At 66.3% G+C, this 13,882-nt stretch carries 13 protein-coding genes; 2 read left to right on the forward strand and 11 right to left on the reverse strand.

Going from position 1 to position 13,882, the window contains the following annotated elements:
- Window positions 1-73 precede the first annotated feature (73 nt).
- From rpoB to Mspo_RS06390, 11 genes are all read right to left on the reverse strand, one after another.
- A complete protein-coding gene (gene rpoB, locus Mspo_RS06340; RefSeq protein ID WP_159727952.1) occupies window positions 74-4,225 on the reverse strand; it encodes a DNA-directed RNA polymerase subunit beta in 4,152 nt (1,383 codons plus the stop codon).
- Window positions 4,226-4,375: 150 nt separating this feature from the next.
- On the reverse strand, window positions 4,376-4,756 hold the full coding sequence (rplL, locus tag Mspo_RS06345; RefSeq protein WP_159727954.1) for a 50S ribosomal protein L7/L12: 381 nt from the start codon (window positions 4,754-4,756) through the stop codon (window positions 4,376-4,378).
- A gap of 59 nt (window positions 4,757-4,815) precedes the next feature.
- Complete coding sequence (gene rplJ, locus Mspo_RS06350; RefSeq protein WP_159727956.1) at window positions 4,816-5,337, reverse strand: 50S ribosomal protein L10; 522 nt, start codon at window positions 5,335-5,337, stop codon at window positions 4,816-4,818.
- 933 nt (window positions 5,338-6,270) lie between these two features.
- Window positions 6,271-6,975: a 50S ribosomal protein L1 gene (gene rplA, locus Mspo_RS06355; protein ID WP_159727958.1), complete on the reverse strand. Its 705-nt coding sequence runs from the start codon at window positions 6,973-6,975 to the stop codon at window positions 6,271-6,273.
- A gap of 4 nt (window positions 6,976-6,979) precedes the next feature.
- Window positions 6,980-7,408: a 50S ribosomal protein L11 gene (gene rplK / locus Mspo_RS06360; RefSeq protein ID WP_159727960.1), complete on the reverse strand. Its 429-nt coding sequence runs from the start codon at window positions 7,406-7,408 to the stop codon at window positions 6,980-6,982.
- A 279-nt stretch (window positions 7,409-7,687) separates the two neighbouring features.
- The gene (gene nusG / locus Mspo_RS06365; protein ID WP_159727962.1) at window positions 7,688-8,218 is read right to left on the reverse strand and encodes a transcription termination/antitermination protein NusG; all 531 of its coding nucleotides are present in this window, start codon (window positions 8,216-8,218) and stop codon (window positions 7,688-7,690) included.
- A 62-nt stretch (window positions 8,219-8,280) separates the two neighbouring features.
- Complete coding sequence (gene secE / locus Mspo_RS06370; protein WP_159727964.1) at window positions 8,281-8,472, reverse strand: preprotein translocase subunit SecE; 192 nt, start codon at window positions 8,470-8,472, stop codon at window positions 8,281-8,283.
- A 412-nt stretch (window positions 8,473-8,884) separates the two neighbouring features.
- The gene (locus Mspo_RS06375; RefSeq protein WP_159727966.1) at window positions 8,885-9,109 is read right to left on the reverse strand and encodes a hypothetical protein; all 225 of its coding nucleotides are present in this window, start codon (window positions 9,107-9,109) and stop codon (window positions 8,885-8,887) included.
- A gap of 16 nt (window positions 9,110-9,125) precedes the next feature.
- The gene (gene rsmA / locus Mspo_RS06380) at window positions 9,126-10,007 is read right to left on the reverse strand and encodes a 16S rRNA (adenine(1518)-N(6)/adenine(1519)-N(6))-dimethyltransferase RsmA (protein WP_159727968.1); all 882 of its coding nucleotides are present in this window, start codon (window positions 10,005-10,007) and stop codon (window positions 9,126-9,128) included.
- Window positions 10,004-11,008, reverse strand: coding sequence for a 4-hydroxythreonine-4-phosphate dehydrogenase PdxA (gene pdxA, locus Mspo_RS06385; protein WP_159727970.1), 1,005 nt, complete (start codon window positions 11,006-11,008; stop codon window positions 10,004-10,006). The genes rsmA and pdxA overlap by 4 nt, the downstream gene beginning before the upstream one ends.
- 34 nt (window positions 11,009-11,042) lie before the next feature.
- Window positions 11,043-12,020, reverse strand: coding sequence for a helix-turn-helix domain-containing protein (locus Mspo_RS06390; RefSeq protein WP_159727972.1), 978 nt, complete (start codon window positions 12,018-12,020; stop codon window positions 11,043-11,045).
- A gap of 150 nt (window positions 12,021-12,170) precedes the next feature.
- Between Mspo_RS06390 and Mspo_RS06395 the strand changes: the two genes are divergently transcribed.
- Both Mspo_RS06395 and Mspo_RS06400 read left to right on the forward strand, forming a co-directional pair.
- The gene (locus Mspo_RS06395) at window positions 12,171-12,845 is read left to right on the forward strand and encodes a cysteine hydrolase family protein (RefSeq protein ID WP_244613195.1); all 675 of its coding nucleotides are present in this window, start codon (window positions 12,171-12,173) and stop codon (window positions 12,843-12,845) included.
- Entirely contained in the window at window positions 12,842-13,762 is a 921-nt protein-coding gene (locus Mspo_RS06400) for an alpha/beta fold hydrolase (protein ID WP_159727976.1), read from the forward strand. Before Mspo_RS06395 ends, Mspo_RS06400 begins: the two co-directional genes overlap by 4 nt.
- Window positions 13,763-13,882: the final 120 nt, after the last annotated feature.

Consider the following 13,882-nt stretch of genomic DNA (forward strand, 5'->3'; position numbering starts at 1 on the left):
CGGCCCTCATCCGACCCTCGCTGACGCGAGGGCCACCTTCTCCCGCCCTGCGGGAGAAGGAAGAGCGGCGGCTTTATTCCGCCGCCTCGGCGGTGGTGGTTTCCGCGGGCGGAGACTCCTCGTCCTCTTCCGGCGTCGCCGAGGTGAGCTCGACATTGAGCGCCAGCGAGCGCATCTCCTTGATGAGCACGTTGAAGCTCTCCGGAATGCCCGACTCGAAAGTGTCGTCGCCGCGCACGATCGACTCATAGACCTTGGTGCGGCCGGCGACGTCGTCCGATTTCACGGTCAGCATCTCCTGCAGCGTATAGGCCGCGCCATAGGCCTCGAGCGCCCACACCTCCATCTCGCCGAAACGCTGTCCGCCGAACTGGGCCTTGCCGCCCAGAGGCTGCTGCGTGACCAGCGAATAGGGGCCGATCGAGCGCGCATGGATCTTGTCGTCGACCAAATGATGCAGCTTCAGCATATAGATGTAGCCGACCGTCACCTTGCGGTCGAAGGCCTCGCCGGTGCGCCCGTCATAGAGCGTCACCTGACCGGAGGAGGCGAGCCCCGCCCGCGTCAGCATGTCGACGATGTCCTTCTCGCGCGCGCCGTCGAAGACCGGCGTCGCGATCGGCACGCCGCGGCGCAGATTCTTGCCGACCTCGACGAGCGTCGGCTCGTCGAGAGATTCGAGCGACTCGTTCGGCCCATAGATCTCGACGAGCTTCTCCTTGAGCGGCTTCGTATCCTTGCTGCGCATATAGGCGTCGACCGCGGCGCCCACCTGCTTGCCGAGGCCGGCGCAGGCCCAGCCCAGATGCGTCTCGAGAATCTGGCCGACATTCATGCGGCTCGGCACGCCGAGCGGGTTCAGCACGATATCGACCGGCTGCCCGTCCTCGAGGAAGGGCATGTCCTCCTGCGGCACGATGCGCGAGACCACGCCCTTGTTGCCGTGGCGGCCGGCCATTTTGTCGCCGGGCTGGATCTTGCGCTTCACCGCGACGAAGACCTTGACCATCTTCATCACGCCGGGCGGCAGCTCGTCGCCGCGCTGCAGCTTCTCGACCTTGTCGAGGAAGCGGTTCTCGAGACCCTTCTTCGACTCGTCATATTGCTTGCGCACGGCCTCGATGCCGGCCATCAGCACATCGTCCTCGACGACGAAGGTCCACCACTGCGAGCGCGGATATTCGTCGAGGATCGCTTGGCTGAGCGGCTGATCCTTCTTGAAGCTCTTCGGCCCCGCGATCGCGACCTTGCCGACCAGCATCTCGAAAAGGCGGGCGTAGGTGTTGCGGTCGAGGATGGCGAGCTCGTCGTCGCGGTCCTTGGCGAGACGCTCGATCTCCTCGCGCTCGATCGCCTGGGCGCGCTCGTCCTTCTCGACGCCATGGCGGTTGAACACGCGCACTTCGACGATCGTGCCCTGCACGCCCGGCGGCACGCGCAGGGAGGTGTCGCGCACATCCGAGGCCTTCTCGCCGAAGATGGCGCGCAGCAGCTTTTCTTCCGGCGTCATCGGGCTCTCGCCCTTGGGCGTGATCTTGCCGACGAGAATGTCGCCCGCCTGCACTTCCGCGCCGATATAGACGATGCCGGCCTCGTCGAGATTCTTCAGCGTCTCTTCCGAGACGTTGGGAATATCGCGGGTGATCTCCTCCGGGCCGAGCTTGGTGTCGCGCGCCATCACCTCGAATTCGTCGATATGGATCGAGGTGAAGACGTCGTCCTTGACGATGCGCTCGTTGAGAAGGATCGAGTCCTCGAAGTTGTAGCCGTTCCAGGGCATGAAGGCGACGAGCACATTGCGCCCGAGCGCCAGATCGCCGAGGTCGGTCGAGGGACCGTCGGCGATGATGTCGCCCTTCTTCACATAGTCGCCGACCTTCACCAGCGGCTTTTGATTGATGCAGGTCGACTGGTTGGAGCGCTGGAACTTCATCAGGCGGTAGATGTCGACGCCGGGCTTCGTCGGGTCCTGCTCCTCCGTCGCGCGAATGACGATACGCGTCGCGTCGATCTGATCGACGACGCCGGCGCGGCGCGCGGCGATGGCGGCGCCGGAGTCGGCGGCGACGATCGGCTCCATGCCCGTGCCGACGAGCGGCGCGTCGGCCTTCACCAGAGGCACCGCCTGGCGCTGCATGTTGGAGCCCATCAGCGCGCGGTTGGCGTCGTCATTCTCCAAGAAGGGAATGAGCGCCGCGGCGACCGAGACGAGCTGCTTTGGCGACACATCCATGGCGTCGACGCGCTCGCGCGGGACCAGCACGACGTCGCCGGCGTGACGACAAAGCACCAGATCCTCGGTGAGATTGCCTTCCGCGTCGACCGGGGCGTTGGCCTGGGCGACGTGATATTTCTGCTCCTCCATGGCGGAGAGATAGGCGACCTCGCTCGTCACCTTGCCGTCGCGCACGCGGCGATACGGACCTTCGATGAAGCCGTATTTGTTCACGCGCGCGAAGGTCGCCAGCGAGTTGATGAGGCCGATGTTCGGACCTTCCGGCGTCTCGATCGGGCAGATGCGGCCGTAATGCGTCGGATGCACGTCGCGCACCTCGAAGCCGGCGCGCTCGCGCGTCAGACCGCCCGGACCCAGCGCCGAGAGACGACGCTTATGGGTGATCTCCGACAGCGGATTGGTCTGGTCCATGAATTGCGAGAGCTGCGAGGAGCCGAAGAACTCGCGCACCGCCGCCGCCGCCGGCTTGGCGTTGATGAGGTCCTGCGGCATCACCGTGTCGATGTCGACCGAGGACATGCGCTCCTTGATGGCGCGCTCCATGCGCAGGAGGCCGAGACGATATTGGTTCTCCATCAGCTCGCCCACGCTGCGCACGCGGCGGTTGCCGAGATGGTCGATATCGTCGATCTCGCCGCGGCCGTCGCGCAGATCGACGAGCGCGCGCACCACGGCGACGATGTCCTCCTTGCGCAGCACGCGCATCGTGTCGGGCGCGTCGAGGTCGAGGCGCATGTTCATCTTCACGCGGCCGACGGCCGAGAGGTCGTAGCGCTCGGGATCGAAGAACAGCGAATAGAACATCGCCTCCGCCGTATCCATCGTCGGCGGCTCGCCCGGACGCATGACGCGATAGATGTCGAACAGCGCGTCCTCGCGCGAGGAGTTTTTGTCGATCGCCAGCGTGTTGCGGATATAGGGGCCGATGTTGATATGGTCGATGTCGAGCACGGGCAGCTCGTCGAAGCCCTTCTCGATGAGCAGCGGCAGCGTCTTCACCGTGATCTCGTCGCCGGCCTCGGCGAAGATTTCGCCTGTCGAGGGATCATAGAGATCCTGGGCGAGAAACTGCCCATAGAGGTCCTCGGACTGAACCTTGATCGCCTTCACGCCTTTTTCGGCGAGCTGGCGGGCGGCGCGGGCGGTGAGCTTCTTGCCGGCCTCGACGATCACCTCGCCGGAATCGGCGTCGACGATGTCGTTGACCGCCTTCACGCCCTTCAGCCGCTCCGGGTCGAAAGGCTGGCGCCAGCTGTCGCCGGCAGCCTTGTAGACGATGGTCTTGTAGAAAGTGGAGAGAATTTCCTCGCCGTCCATGCCGAGCGCAAAGAGCAGCGACGTCGCCGGAATTTTACGCCGGCGGTCGATGCGCGCATAGACGATGTCCTTGGCGTCGAATTCGATGTCGAGCCAGGAGCCACGATAGGGAATGATGCGGGCGGCGAACAAGAGCTTGCCGGAAGAATGGCTCTTGCCCTTGTCATGGTCGAAGAAGACGCCCGGCGAGCGGTGCATCTGCGAGACGATGACGCGTTCCGTGCCATTGACGATGAAGGTGCCGTTCGCCGTCATGAAGGGCATGTCGCCCATATAGACGTCCTGCTCCTTGATGTCCTTGACCGACTTCGCCTGCGTGTCGGGATCGACGTCGAACACGATGAGGCGCAGCGTCACCTTCAGCGGCGCGGCGAAGGTCATGCCGCGCTGGCGGCACTCGTCGACGTCATATTTCGGCGGCTCGAACTCGTAGCGGACGAATTCGAGCAGAGCGACCTGGGAGAAATCGGAGATCGGGAAGACGGATTTGAAGACCGACTGCAGACCCTCGTCGGGGCGCCCGCCCTGAGGCTCGCCGACGAGCAGGAACTGGTCGTAGGAGGCTTTCTGAACTTCGATCAGATTGGGCATCTCCGCGGCTTCGCGGATATGTCCGAAGAACTTGCGGACACGCTTGCGACCGGAGAAGGTTTGCGCCGAAGTCTGAGCCATGTCGCCTCTCGATCCTCTTTGGTAGAGCGAATAGCGAGTTGCGAATAGCGAATAGCGGGAACCTCTACTCGCTATTCGCTATTCGCCATTCGCTCCTCGTCAGTGCCGAAAACCCTCTCCCGCCGTGGCGGGAGAGGGGCGATTGAAATCTTACTTGAGCTCGACCTTGGCGCCGACCTTCTCGAGGGTGGCCTTGATCTTCTCGGCCTCTTCCTTGGAGGCGCCTTCCTTGACCGGCTTGGGAGCGCCCTCGACGAGGTCCTTGGCCTCCTTGAGGCCGAGGCCGGTGATCGCGCGGACCTCCTTGATGACCTCGATCTTCTTGTCGCCGGCGGCGGCCAGGATGACGTTGAACTCAGTCTTCTCCTCGACCGGAGCGGCGGCGGCGGCGGCTCCGCCCGGAGCGGCGGCCACTGCGACGGCCGCAGCGGCCGAGACGCCCCACTTCTCCTCGAGGAGCTTCGCCAGCTCGGCGGCTTCGAGCACGGTCAGGCTCGACAGCTCTTCGACGATCTTTTCGAGATTAGCCATGATGTTTCAGTCCTTCGAATTCGGTTCTCGATTGGTTGGGTGAGCGAGCCGCCTGCTCTTTAGGCCGCGTTCGCGTCTCTGTCGGCATAGGCCTGGACCACACGCGCCAGCTTTCCGGCCGGAGCGGTCGTGAGCTGCGCGAGCTTGGTCGCGGGCGCCTGGATGAGGCCCACGAGCTTCGCGCGCAGTTCGTCGAGCGACGGGAGAGTCGCGAGCGACTTCACACCGTCCGGGTCGAGCGCTTGAGCGCCGAGCGCCCCGCCCAGGATGACGAATTTGTCGTGATCCTTGGCGAAGGCCGCTGCGACCTTGGGCGCCGCCACCGGATCGTCCGAATAGGCGATCAGGGTCGGCCCCCTCAGAAGGGAGCCGATGGAGGCGACGCTCGTGCCGTCGAGAGCGATTTTGGCGAGGCGGTTCTTGGCGACTTGAACGGTCGCGCCAGATTCGCGAGCCTGCTTGCGCAGCTTCTGCATCTGGGCGACGGTCAGGCCAGAGTAATGCGCCACGACGACGACCGGGGCCTTCGAGAAGACCTCGTTCAGCGCCGCGACGGCTTGCTTTTTCTCCGCTCTGTCCACGGTTGCTCTCTCCTCGAGCGGGGCGAACCCCGCCGTTGCGATGAGCCGCCGCACCGCCGCGGAGAGCGGCGAGAACGGCGGCGCCGTAGATCCTGTCCCCTCGGCGTTAAGGCCGAAATGGCCTCGCCTCGGATCAGAGGGGCGCCAACCAAATTCGAAAGACCGCGCGCGGGCTTTGAAAAGCGCCACGCCGGCCCTACAATTCCGGTCTTCCCCGTCTATGCAGGCCGCTCGTCGGGGGCGGAGGGCTCCGCCGTCCAGCGAGCCGATTGAGCCCTCCCTCGGAATGATCCGCGGTCGGGCGCCGGCAGTCTCGGACAGGACATGGCCGGACGGGACGCGAGGAATCTTCCCCGGGTCCGCCGGCCTATCCACCGCCTCCCTCTTTTCCCGCGCTATGGGGAAACGAGCTCGACGGAAGCTGTTATCTGAAAACGGGGCCGCGAACGCTGGCCGACCCCGAGGGACCTAATTTAGCGAGGGCTGACGCTTTTGCCAAGCGGAATTTTCAGGCCGCCGGCTCAGCCGGGGGTCTGCGACGCCCTCGCTCGAACTCGCTCGACCCGCGCCGAAGCGCCTCGACGATCTCTATATAGGCCAGCTTCGCAAAACCGCCTGCGACGATGAGGGCGACGAGCGTATGGCCCAGAGCCCTGCGGAGGCGCTCATGGACGAATCGGCGCCCCCGATCCGACTCCGCCCTGAATCCGGCGCGTCGTCCCGCGCCATTCTCGCTGCACATTCAAGCGACTTTCTGAAAAATCGACGAGTTGCCGGCGCTCCCGATTCGCGACAGATATATCGAGAAAGATTAACACGAAAAGCACAGTTGATTATTGATTGGAATGATCGTCGAAACCCGGCGGAAAAAACGGGGCGCGAGAAGGGTTTCTCACGCCCCGCGGTCGGTCAGCCGGCAGCCGCCGGCTCGAATCAGGCCTGCGTCGCGCCGAGCGTCGCGACATCCACCTTCACGCCGGGCCCCTGGGTGGAGCTCAGCGCGACGCGCTGAATATAGGTGCCCTTGGCGCCAGCGGGCTTGGCCTTGGCCACCGCGTCCACGAAGGCGCGGATATTCTCGACGAGCTTGCCCTCCTCGAAGGAGGCCTTGCCCACCGTGCCTTGCACAATGCCGGCCTTCTCGACGCGGAACTCGACGGCGCCGCCCTTGGAGGCCTTCACCGCCGCCGCGACATCCATCGTCACCGTGCCGACCTTGGGGTTCGGCATCAGGCCGCGCGGGCCGAGCACCTTGCCGAGACGGCCGACGAGCGGCATCAGCTCGGGCGTGGCGATGCAGCGATCGAATTCGATCGTGCCGCCCTGGACGATAGTGACGAGGTCCTCCGCGCCGACGATGTCGGCGCCGGCGGCCTTCGCCTCATCGGCCTTGGGGCCGCGGGCGAAAACCGCGACGCGCAGCGTGCGGCCGGTGCCGTTCGGCAGATTGACCACGCCGCGCACCATCTGATCGGCGTGCTTGGGGTCGACGCCGAGATTCATGGAGATCTCGACCGACTCGTCGAATTTGGCGGTGGCGTTGGCGCGAACCAGCTGGATCGCCTCGTCGACCGGATAGAGCTTGGTGCGCTCGACGCCCTGGCGGGCCTTGGCGATGCGTTTTCCGATATGGGCCATGGTCTCACCCCACCACTTCGAGGCCGATGGAACGGGCGGACCCCTCGATCATCGACGCGGCGGAATCGACCGACGTCGTGTTGAGGTCGGCCATCTTCTTCTCGGCGATCTCGCGGATCTGCGCGCGCGTGACCTTGCCGACGAAGCCGCGGCCCGTCGTCTTGGAGCCGGACTGAACGCCCGCCGCCTTCTTCAGAAAATAGGAGACCGGCGGCTGCTTCAGCTCGAAGGTGAAGGAGCGGTCCTGATAGGCGGTGATGATGACGGGGATCGGCGTCCCCTTCTCCATCTGTCCCGTCTTGGCGTTGAACGCCTTGCAGAACTCCATGATGTTGAGGCCGCGCTGGCCGAGCGCGGGACCGATCGGCGGCGAGGGATTGGCCGCCCCTGCCGGCACTTGCAGCTTGATGTAGCCGGCGATTTTCTTCGCCATGTCTCATCTCCAACGTTGAGCGGTATCGGAACGCTTCCGCGCCCCGAGCCGCCGGTTGCAGTTCGTGGTCCGACGCGTGCTCCCCTGGCGACAAGGGCGCGTCCGCCACGCTCTCTCCTTCTCCCGCTTGCGGGAGAAGGTGTCGCGCGTATGCGCGACGGATGAGGGTTCTCGAAACGCCCTCACCCGACCCGGCTTACGCCGGGCCACCCTCTCCCGCGAGCGGGAGAGGGGATTCACCTCATCGGACCGCGAGCTTTCAGGCTCGCCTGCGATCCGTCAAACCTTCTCCACCTGCGCGAACTCGAGCTCGACCGGCGTCGGCCGGCCGAAGATGGACACGGCCACTTTGAGCCGCGAGCGGGAGTCGTCGACCTCCTCCACCACGCCGTTGAAGGAGGCGAAGGGGCCGTCGGCGACGCGAACGGTCTCGCCGATCTCGAAGGAGATCGACGGCTTCGGGCGCTCGACGCCCTCGGCCACCTGGCCCTTGATGCGCATCGCCTCCGCCTCGCTGATCGGCATCGGCTTGTTATCGGCCCCGAGGAAGCCGGTCACTTTCGGCGTGTTCTTGATGAGCGAGAACACCGGGTCGGTGAGCTCGCATTTCACCAACACATAGCCGGGAAAGAATTTGCGCTCGGAGCTCACCTTGCGGCCGCGGCGCACCTCGACGACCTGCTCGGTCGGCACGAGAATCTCCTCGAATTGATCGGAGAGATTTCGCTGCGCGGCGCCCTCGCGAATCGAGTCGGCGACCTTCTTCTCGAAGTTCGAATAGGCGTGGACGATATACCAGCGCATGCTCACGGCGCGACAAGCTCCAAAATTCTCGCTCTCGACGATCGGCGCGCAGGCGCGTCCATAAGGCCTTACTGGCCGATCCTCAGCAGCAGGCCGACGGCTAGTCGCAGTCCCTGATCGACGACGACGAAGAAAATGCTCGCCGCCAGCACCATGAGGACCACGAGGCCCGAGGTGATCAAGGTCTCGCGGCGCGTCGGCCAGGCGACCTTGCTCGCTTCCGAGCGCACTTCTTGCAGGAACTGAAACGGATTGGCCATGCTTCACCGAGCCGAGATGTTTTCACCGAGCCGAGGATCGCGGACTGCGGATCAGTCGCGGCGCGCCCCAAAACAGTCGCGGCGCGGGGCCACAGGCCGCGCGCCACGTATCGCCTGCTTATAATCGAGTCCGGCGGGGCCGCCAAGCAAAAATTCGGCCTTCCTCCGACGGCGCGATTGGGCGATCGCCCTCACGCCCGAACAGGAGGCTCGGCTCATACGGTTTCCGTCGGAATGCTTCGCATTCCGCATGGCCGGAGCGGAGCGACGAAGCAATCCTTCAGCCGCCCCACGGCGCTGGATTGCTTCGCTTCGCTCGCAATGACGTCGAAACAAAAGCCGAGCGTCTTTCCACGTTCGATGAAACATGGAAAGACTCTAGCTAGATCGGGGGGGGGCGGCGCCGCGCCGGTCAGCGCGCGGCGGCCTCGCCGCCCGCATGTTTGGAAAACCAAGCCCGCGCCTCGTCGCGCGTGCGCTCCAGCTCGCGCAGCGCGCCGTCGAGCTTCGCCTCGTAATCGGCGAAGCTCTCGCTCGGGTCGAAGACATCCGCCGCCAGCGAATAGGGGGTCGCGATCTTGAGCTCGGCGCGAAGGCCGTCTTCGGTCTCCACCGCCGCAAAATAGAATTTCGCCATTTCTGCCGCTCCTCGTTCAAAGCGCGCCGCGGATTCGAGATAGGACGGCCAGAGCCTGCGCCAATGCGACGAATCCGCCGATGTCGATCTCCTCGGCCCGGCGCGTCTCCTCTATGCCCGCCCGCGCGAGCAGAGCGGCGACGTCCAGGCCGCGGATCGGCAGGGCCTTCAGGCTCTGGCGCAGCATTTTGCGCCTCTGGCCGAAGGCGGCTTTCGTCACCTGCGACAGGAGCTTCGCGTCGCAGGGGAGCGGCGACGGATCGGGGACGAGCTCCACCACGGAGGAGACCACCTTGGGCGGCGGCGTGAAAGCGGCCGGCGAGAGGTCGAAGAGAATCCGCGCGCGCGTCCGCCAGCCGCAGAGCACGGCGAGCCGGCCGTAATCGGCGCGCTGCGCCGGCGTCGCGACGATGCGCTCGGCGACCTCGCGCTGGAACATCAGCACATAGCGGTCGAAGACGGAGGGCCAGGGCTCGGCCTCGATCCAGCGCGCCAGCAGCTCCGTGGCGATATTGTAGGGGAGATTGGCGCAAATGCGCGCCGGCCCGCCGAGCCCATGCAGACGCGCGAGTTCGGCCGGATCGCACGCGAGCGCGTCGCCCTCCATTATGACGAGCCGACCCTGATAGCGCGCCTCGATCTCGCGCAACGCCGGAATGCAGCGGGCGTCACGCTCGACGGCGATGACGCGGGAGGCCCCCTCCGCGAGCAGCGCGCGGGTGAGGCCGCCGGGGCCGGGGCCGATCTCGACCACGGTCGCGCCCTCGAGCGGCCCGGCAGCGCGGGCGATGCGAGCGGTGAGATTGAGGTCGAAGAGGAAATTCTGACCCAGCGCCTTGCTGGCCATCAGCCCATGGCGCGCGACCACCTCGCGCAATGGCGGCAGATCGTCGATCATCGCGCCGTCATGCGGTCGGCGAGGCGGATCGCCTCGATGAGGCTCGTCGCCTCGGCGACGCCCTTGCCGGCTATGTCGAAAGCCGTGCCGTGATCCGGCGACGTGCGCACGAAAGGCAGGCCCAGAGTGACATTGACGCCGCGATCGAAGGCGAGCGTCTTGATCGGGATCAGCGCCTGGTCGTGGGTCGGGCAAATGGCGACGTCATAGCGGGCGCGGGCGGCGGCGTGGAACATCGTATCGGCCGGATGCGGGCCGCTCGCGTCGATCCCTCGCGCGCGCAGCTCGGCGACGGCGGGGGCGATGATGTCGATCTCCTCGCGTCCCATGGCGCCGCTCTCGCCGGCGTGCGGATTGAGGCCGGCGAAGGCGAGGCGCGGCGAAGCGAGGCCGAAGCGGGCGGCAAGATCGGCGGCGACGATCACGCCCGTCTCGACGAGCAGCGCGCGGGTGACGAGGCGCGGAACTTCCGCGAGCGCGACATGGATCGTCGCCGGAACGACGGCGAGCTCTTCCGCATAGAGCATCATCACCGGACGGAAAGGCCTGCCGAAGCGCCGCTCGGCCAGCGCCGCGAGAAATTCCGTATGGCCCGGATGCGCGAAGCCCGTCGCATAGAGCACATTTTTGGCGATCGGATTGGTGACGACCGCCCGCGCCTCGCCGGCGACCACGAGCTCGACGGCGCGTTCGATCGAGCGGATCGTCGCCGCGGCGTCGGCGGGGTCGGGCGCGCCGGGAACGCCGCAAACCGACAGGCCGAGCGGGACGACCGGAAGCGCCGCATCGAAAACAGCCGCCGCCGCCTCCGGCCGGACCTCGCGCAGCGCGACCTCGAGCCCGAGCGCGGCGGCCGTGCGGGCGAGCTGCGCCGGGTCGGCGAGAACGAAGAAGGGCGGCAGCGCCCGCGCCTCGCGCGCGGCCCAGGCCTTCAGCGTGAGCTCGGGGCCGATGCCGGAGGGGTCGCCTTGGGTGAGCGCGAGGGGAGGAAGGGCGGTCAAGTCGGGCTTTCGTTCTCTATCGGACGCGTGTCGTTTAGCACGACGGCGCTTTTTGTTCGCAGGTGAAAAAAGCGCGTCGATAGGCGGTCGGCGCGAGGCCGAGCTTGGCGGCGAAGCGCCGGCGCAGCGAGACGGCCGCGCCGAAGCCCGCCCGATAGGCGATCGAGTCGATCGAATCCTCCGTCGTTTCCAGCAGTCTCTGCGCTTCTTCGACGCGCCGGTCGAGCAGCCAGTCGCCAAAGCTCATCCCGGTCGTCTTGCGGAAACGGCGCGTGAAGGTCCGTCTCGTCAAACCCGCATCCTCGGCGACGCGATCGAGCGTATGGGCTTCGTTCAGCGTGGCGCGAACCTTGTCGAGCGCGCGCGCGAAACGATCGGCTTCGGGCGTCTTCGCGACCGGACGCTCGATGAATTGCGCTTGGCCGCCCTGCCGGTGCGGCGAGAGCACGACACGCCGTGCGAGGCGCAGGGCGGCGTCCGCGCCGTAACGCGCGCGGACGATGTGCAGGCAGCAGTCGAGCCCGGCCGCGACGCCCGCGGAAGTGACGATATCGCTATTGTCGACATAGAGCACCTCCGGCTCGACGACGACATCCGGATGGAGAGCGCGGAGCTTGTCGGCATAGGCCCAATGCGTCGTCGCGCGACGGCCCGCCAGCAGGCCGGCCCCCGCCAGCGCGAAGGCGCCGAGACAGAGGCCGACGAGCAAGGCGCCGCGCTCATGCGCCCGCCGCAGCGCCACGACCAGCGGAGGGGGCGGCGGCCGGTCCAGATCGTCCCAGCTCGGAACAATCACGACGTCGGCGTCGTCGAGCCCGCCGAGCCCATGCGGCGCCGTCAGCGTCAACCCCGTTTCTGTTCGCATCTCACGCCCCTCCAGCGCGCAGATGCGGAAATCGAAATGCGGCAGGCCGAGCGCCCGGTGGTCCTCGCCGAAGACGAGACAGGGAACCGAAAGATGAAAGAGGCTGACGCCGTCATAGGCGACGACGGCGACGATCGGATCGGCCATGCGTCCTCCATGCGTTTTCCGCGTCGAGTCGAATGTCCCGATTCGATCGAACAATGTCAATAAGGCCAATTTCGGCCATCGGCGCGCGGCCTATGCTTCGATCACGATGCGCTTCGCGCTCCGCGAGCGGCTTTTCGAAAGGACATGCGATTGTCTTCGATCGCTTCTGATGCGGCGGCTCGCCGCGCGCTTCTCGTCGTCGACGTCCAGAAGGATTACGACGGCGGCGGCCTCGCGATCCGGCATCCGCCGTTTCGCGACAGCCTGGCGAATATTCTCCGCGCGATGGACGCGGCGGCGAGCCGCGGGCTGCGGACCGTCGTGGTTCGGCATATCGCGCCGCCGGGCAGTCCCATCTTCGCCGCGGACGGCGAGGGCGGGGCGCTGCATCCCGATGTCGCTGTCCGGCCGCGCGATCATCTCGTCGAAAAGACGCTGGCGAGCGCCTTCGTGGGAACGGACCTCGAGCAATGGCTTCGGGCCGAGGCGATCGATACGCTGACGATCGTGGGTTTCATGACGCATAATTGCGTGCTCTCGACGATCATCCAGGCCGTGCATTCCGGCTTTGCGGTCGAATTCCTGTCGGACGCCGCCGGTTCGATCCCTTACGCCAACAGCGCCGGCGACGCTTCGGCCGAGGAGGTTCACCGCGTCGTGAGCGTGGTGCTGCAATCCGGCTTCGCCGCCGTCCTCGCAACGCCCGAATGGATCGAGCGCCTCGCGACCGGCGCGCCGCCCGAGCGCGACAATATCCTCGTCTCCTACCGGCGCGCGCTGGCGCTGGAAACCCATCGGCTCTCGATTGGAGGGACGCCGCGATGATTCGAGCGGACGAGACTTTCGGCGGCGATTTCCCATTCGAGGCCCACTTCACCGAGGCCGCCGGCTTTCGAATGCATTACGTCGACGAGGGGCCGCGCGACGGCGAGCTCATTCTCTGCCTTCACGGCGAGCCGACCTGGGGCTATCTCTTTCGGCGCCTCATCGCGACATTGGCGACGACGCGCCGTCTCGTCGCGCCCGACCATATGGGCTTCGGCAAGAGCGCGACGCCGCCCGAGCGCAGCTATTGGCTGCAGGACCACATCGACAATCTCGTGCGCTTCGTGGATGCGCTCGACCTGCGCGCCATCACGCTGGTGCTGCATGATTTCGGCGGCCCCGTCGGCATGGGGCTCGCCGCGAGGCGCCCCGACCGCATCCGCCGGCTGATCTCGATCAACGGTCCGACGCCCTTCGGCCAGGCGGATCTGCTCGAGCGGCTGGCCGCCAACTTCGCCCGATCGCCCTGGTTTCAATGGGTGGCGAAAGCCGAAGCGGATGGGAGTCTCGACAGCGTTCTGGGCCAGCTCGGCTTCAATATTCTGAGCGTGCTGAAGCTGAACGGCTTCGAGAACGATGCGATCATCGACGACGCCTGGATCTCCGCCTATGCGGCGCATTTCGCGCGGCCGGAGGATTGTCTCGGCGCCATCGGCTGGGCGAAGGGCGTCGCCATCGGCGCGCATCGTTTCGAGACGCCGGGCGCCGCCGCCCTGAGCGCGATCCGCCGCGCGCCGGCGATGGCGATCTGGGGAGAGGCGGACCGCACGCTGGGCGCCGAGCATTTCCTGCCGCTCTTCGCCGAGCTGTTTCCGGCGGCGCCGATTCATCGGCTGCCGGGCGTCGGACATTATTCGCTCGAGGATGCGCCGGATCGGATCGCGTCGCTGGTCGAGGAGTTTCTCCGACGGAGCTAGCCGAAGACCCGAAGGCCCCCTCCCTCACCCTCCCCCGCTGCGCGCACGGCTGTCCGGGGAATGAGTCGATAGGTCGCGGGCGCATGCCCGGCTTTCCCGAGAGTTTCGGGGTACTTTCTG

It is taken from the genome of Methylosinus sp. Ce-a6, from assembly GCF_009811655.1.
GTDB lineage: Bacteria > Pseudomonadota > Alphaproteobacteria > Rhizobiales > Beijerinckiaceae > Methylosinus.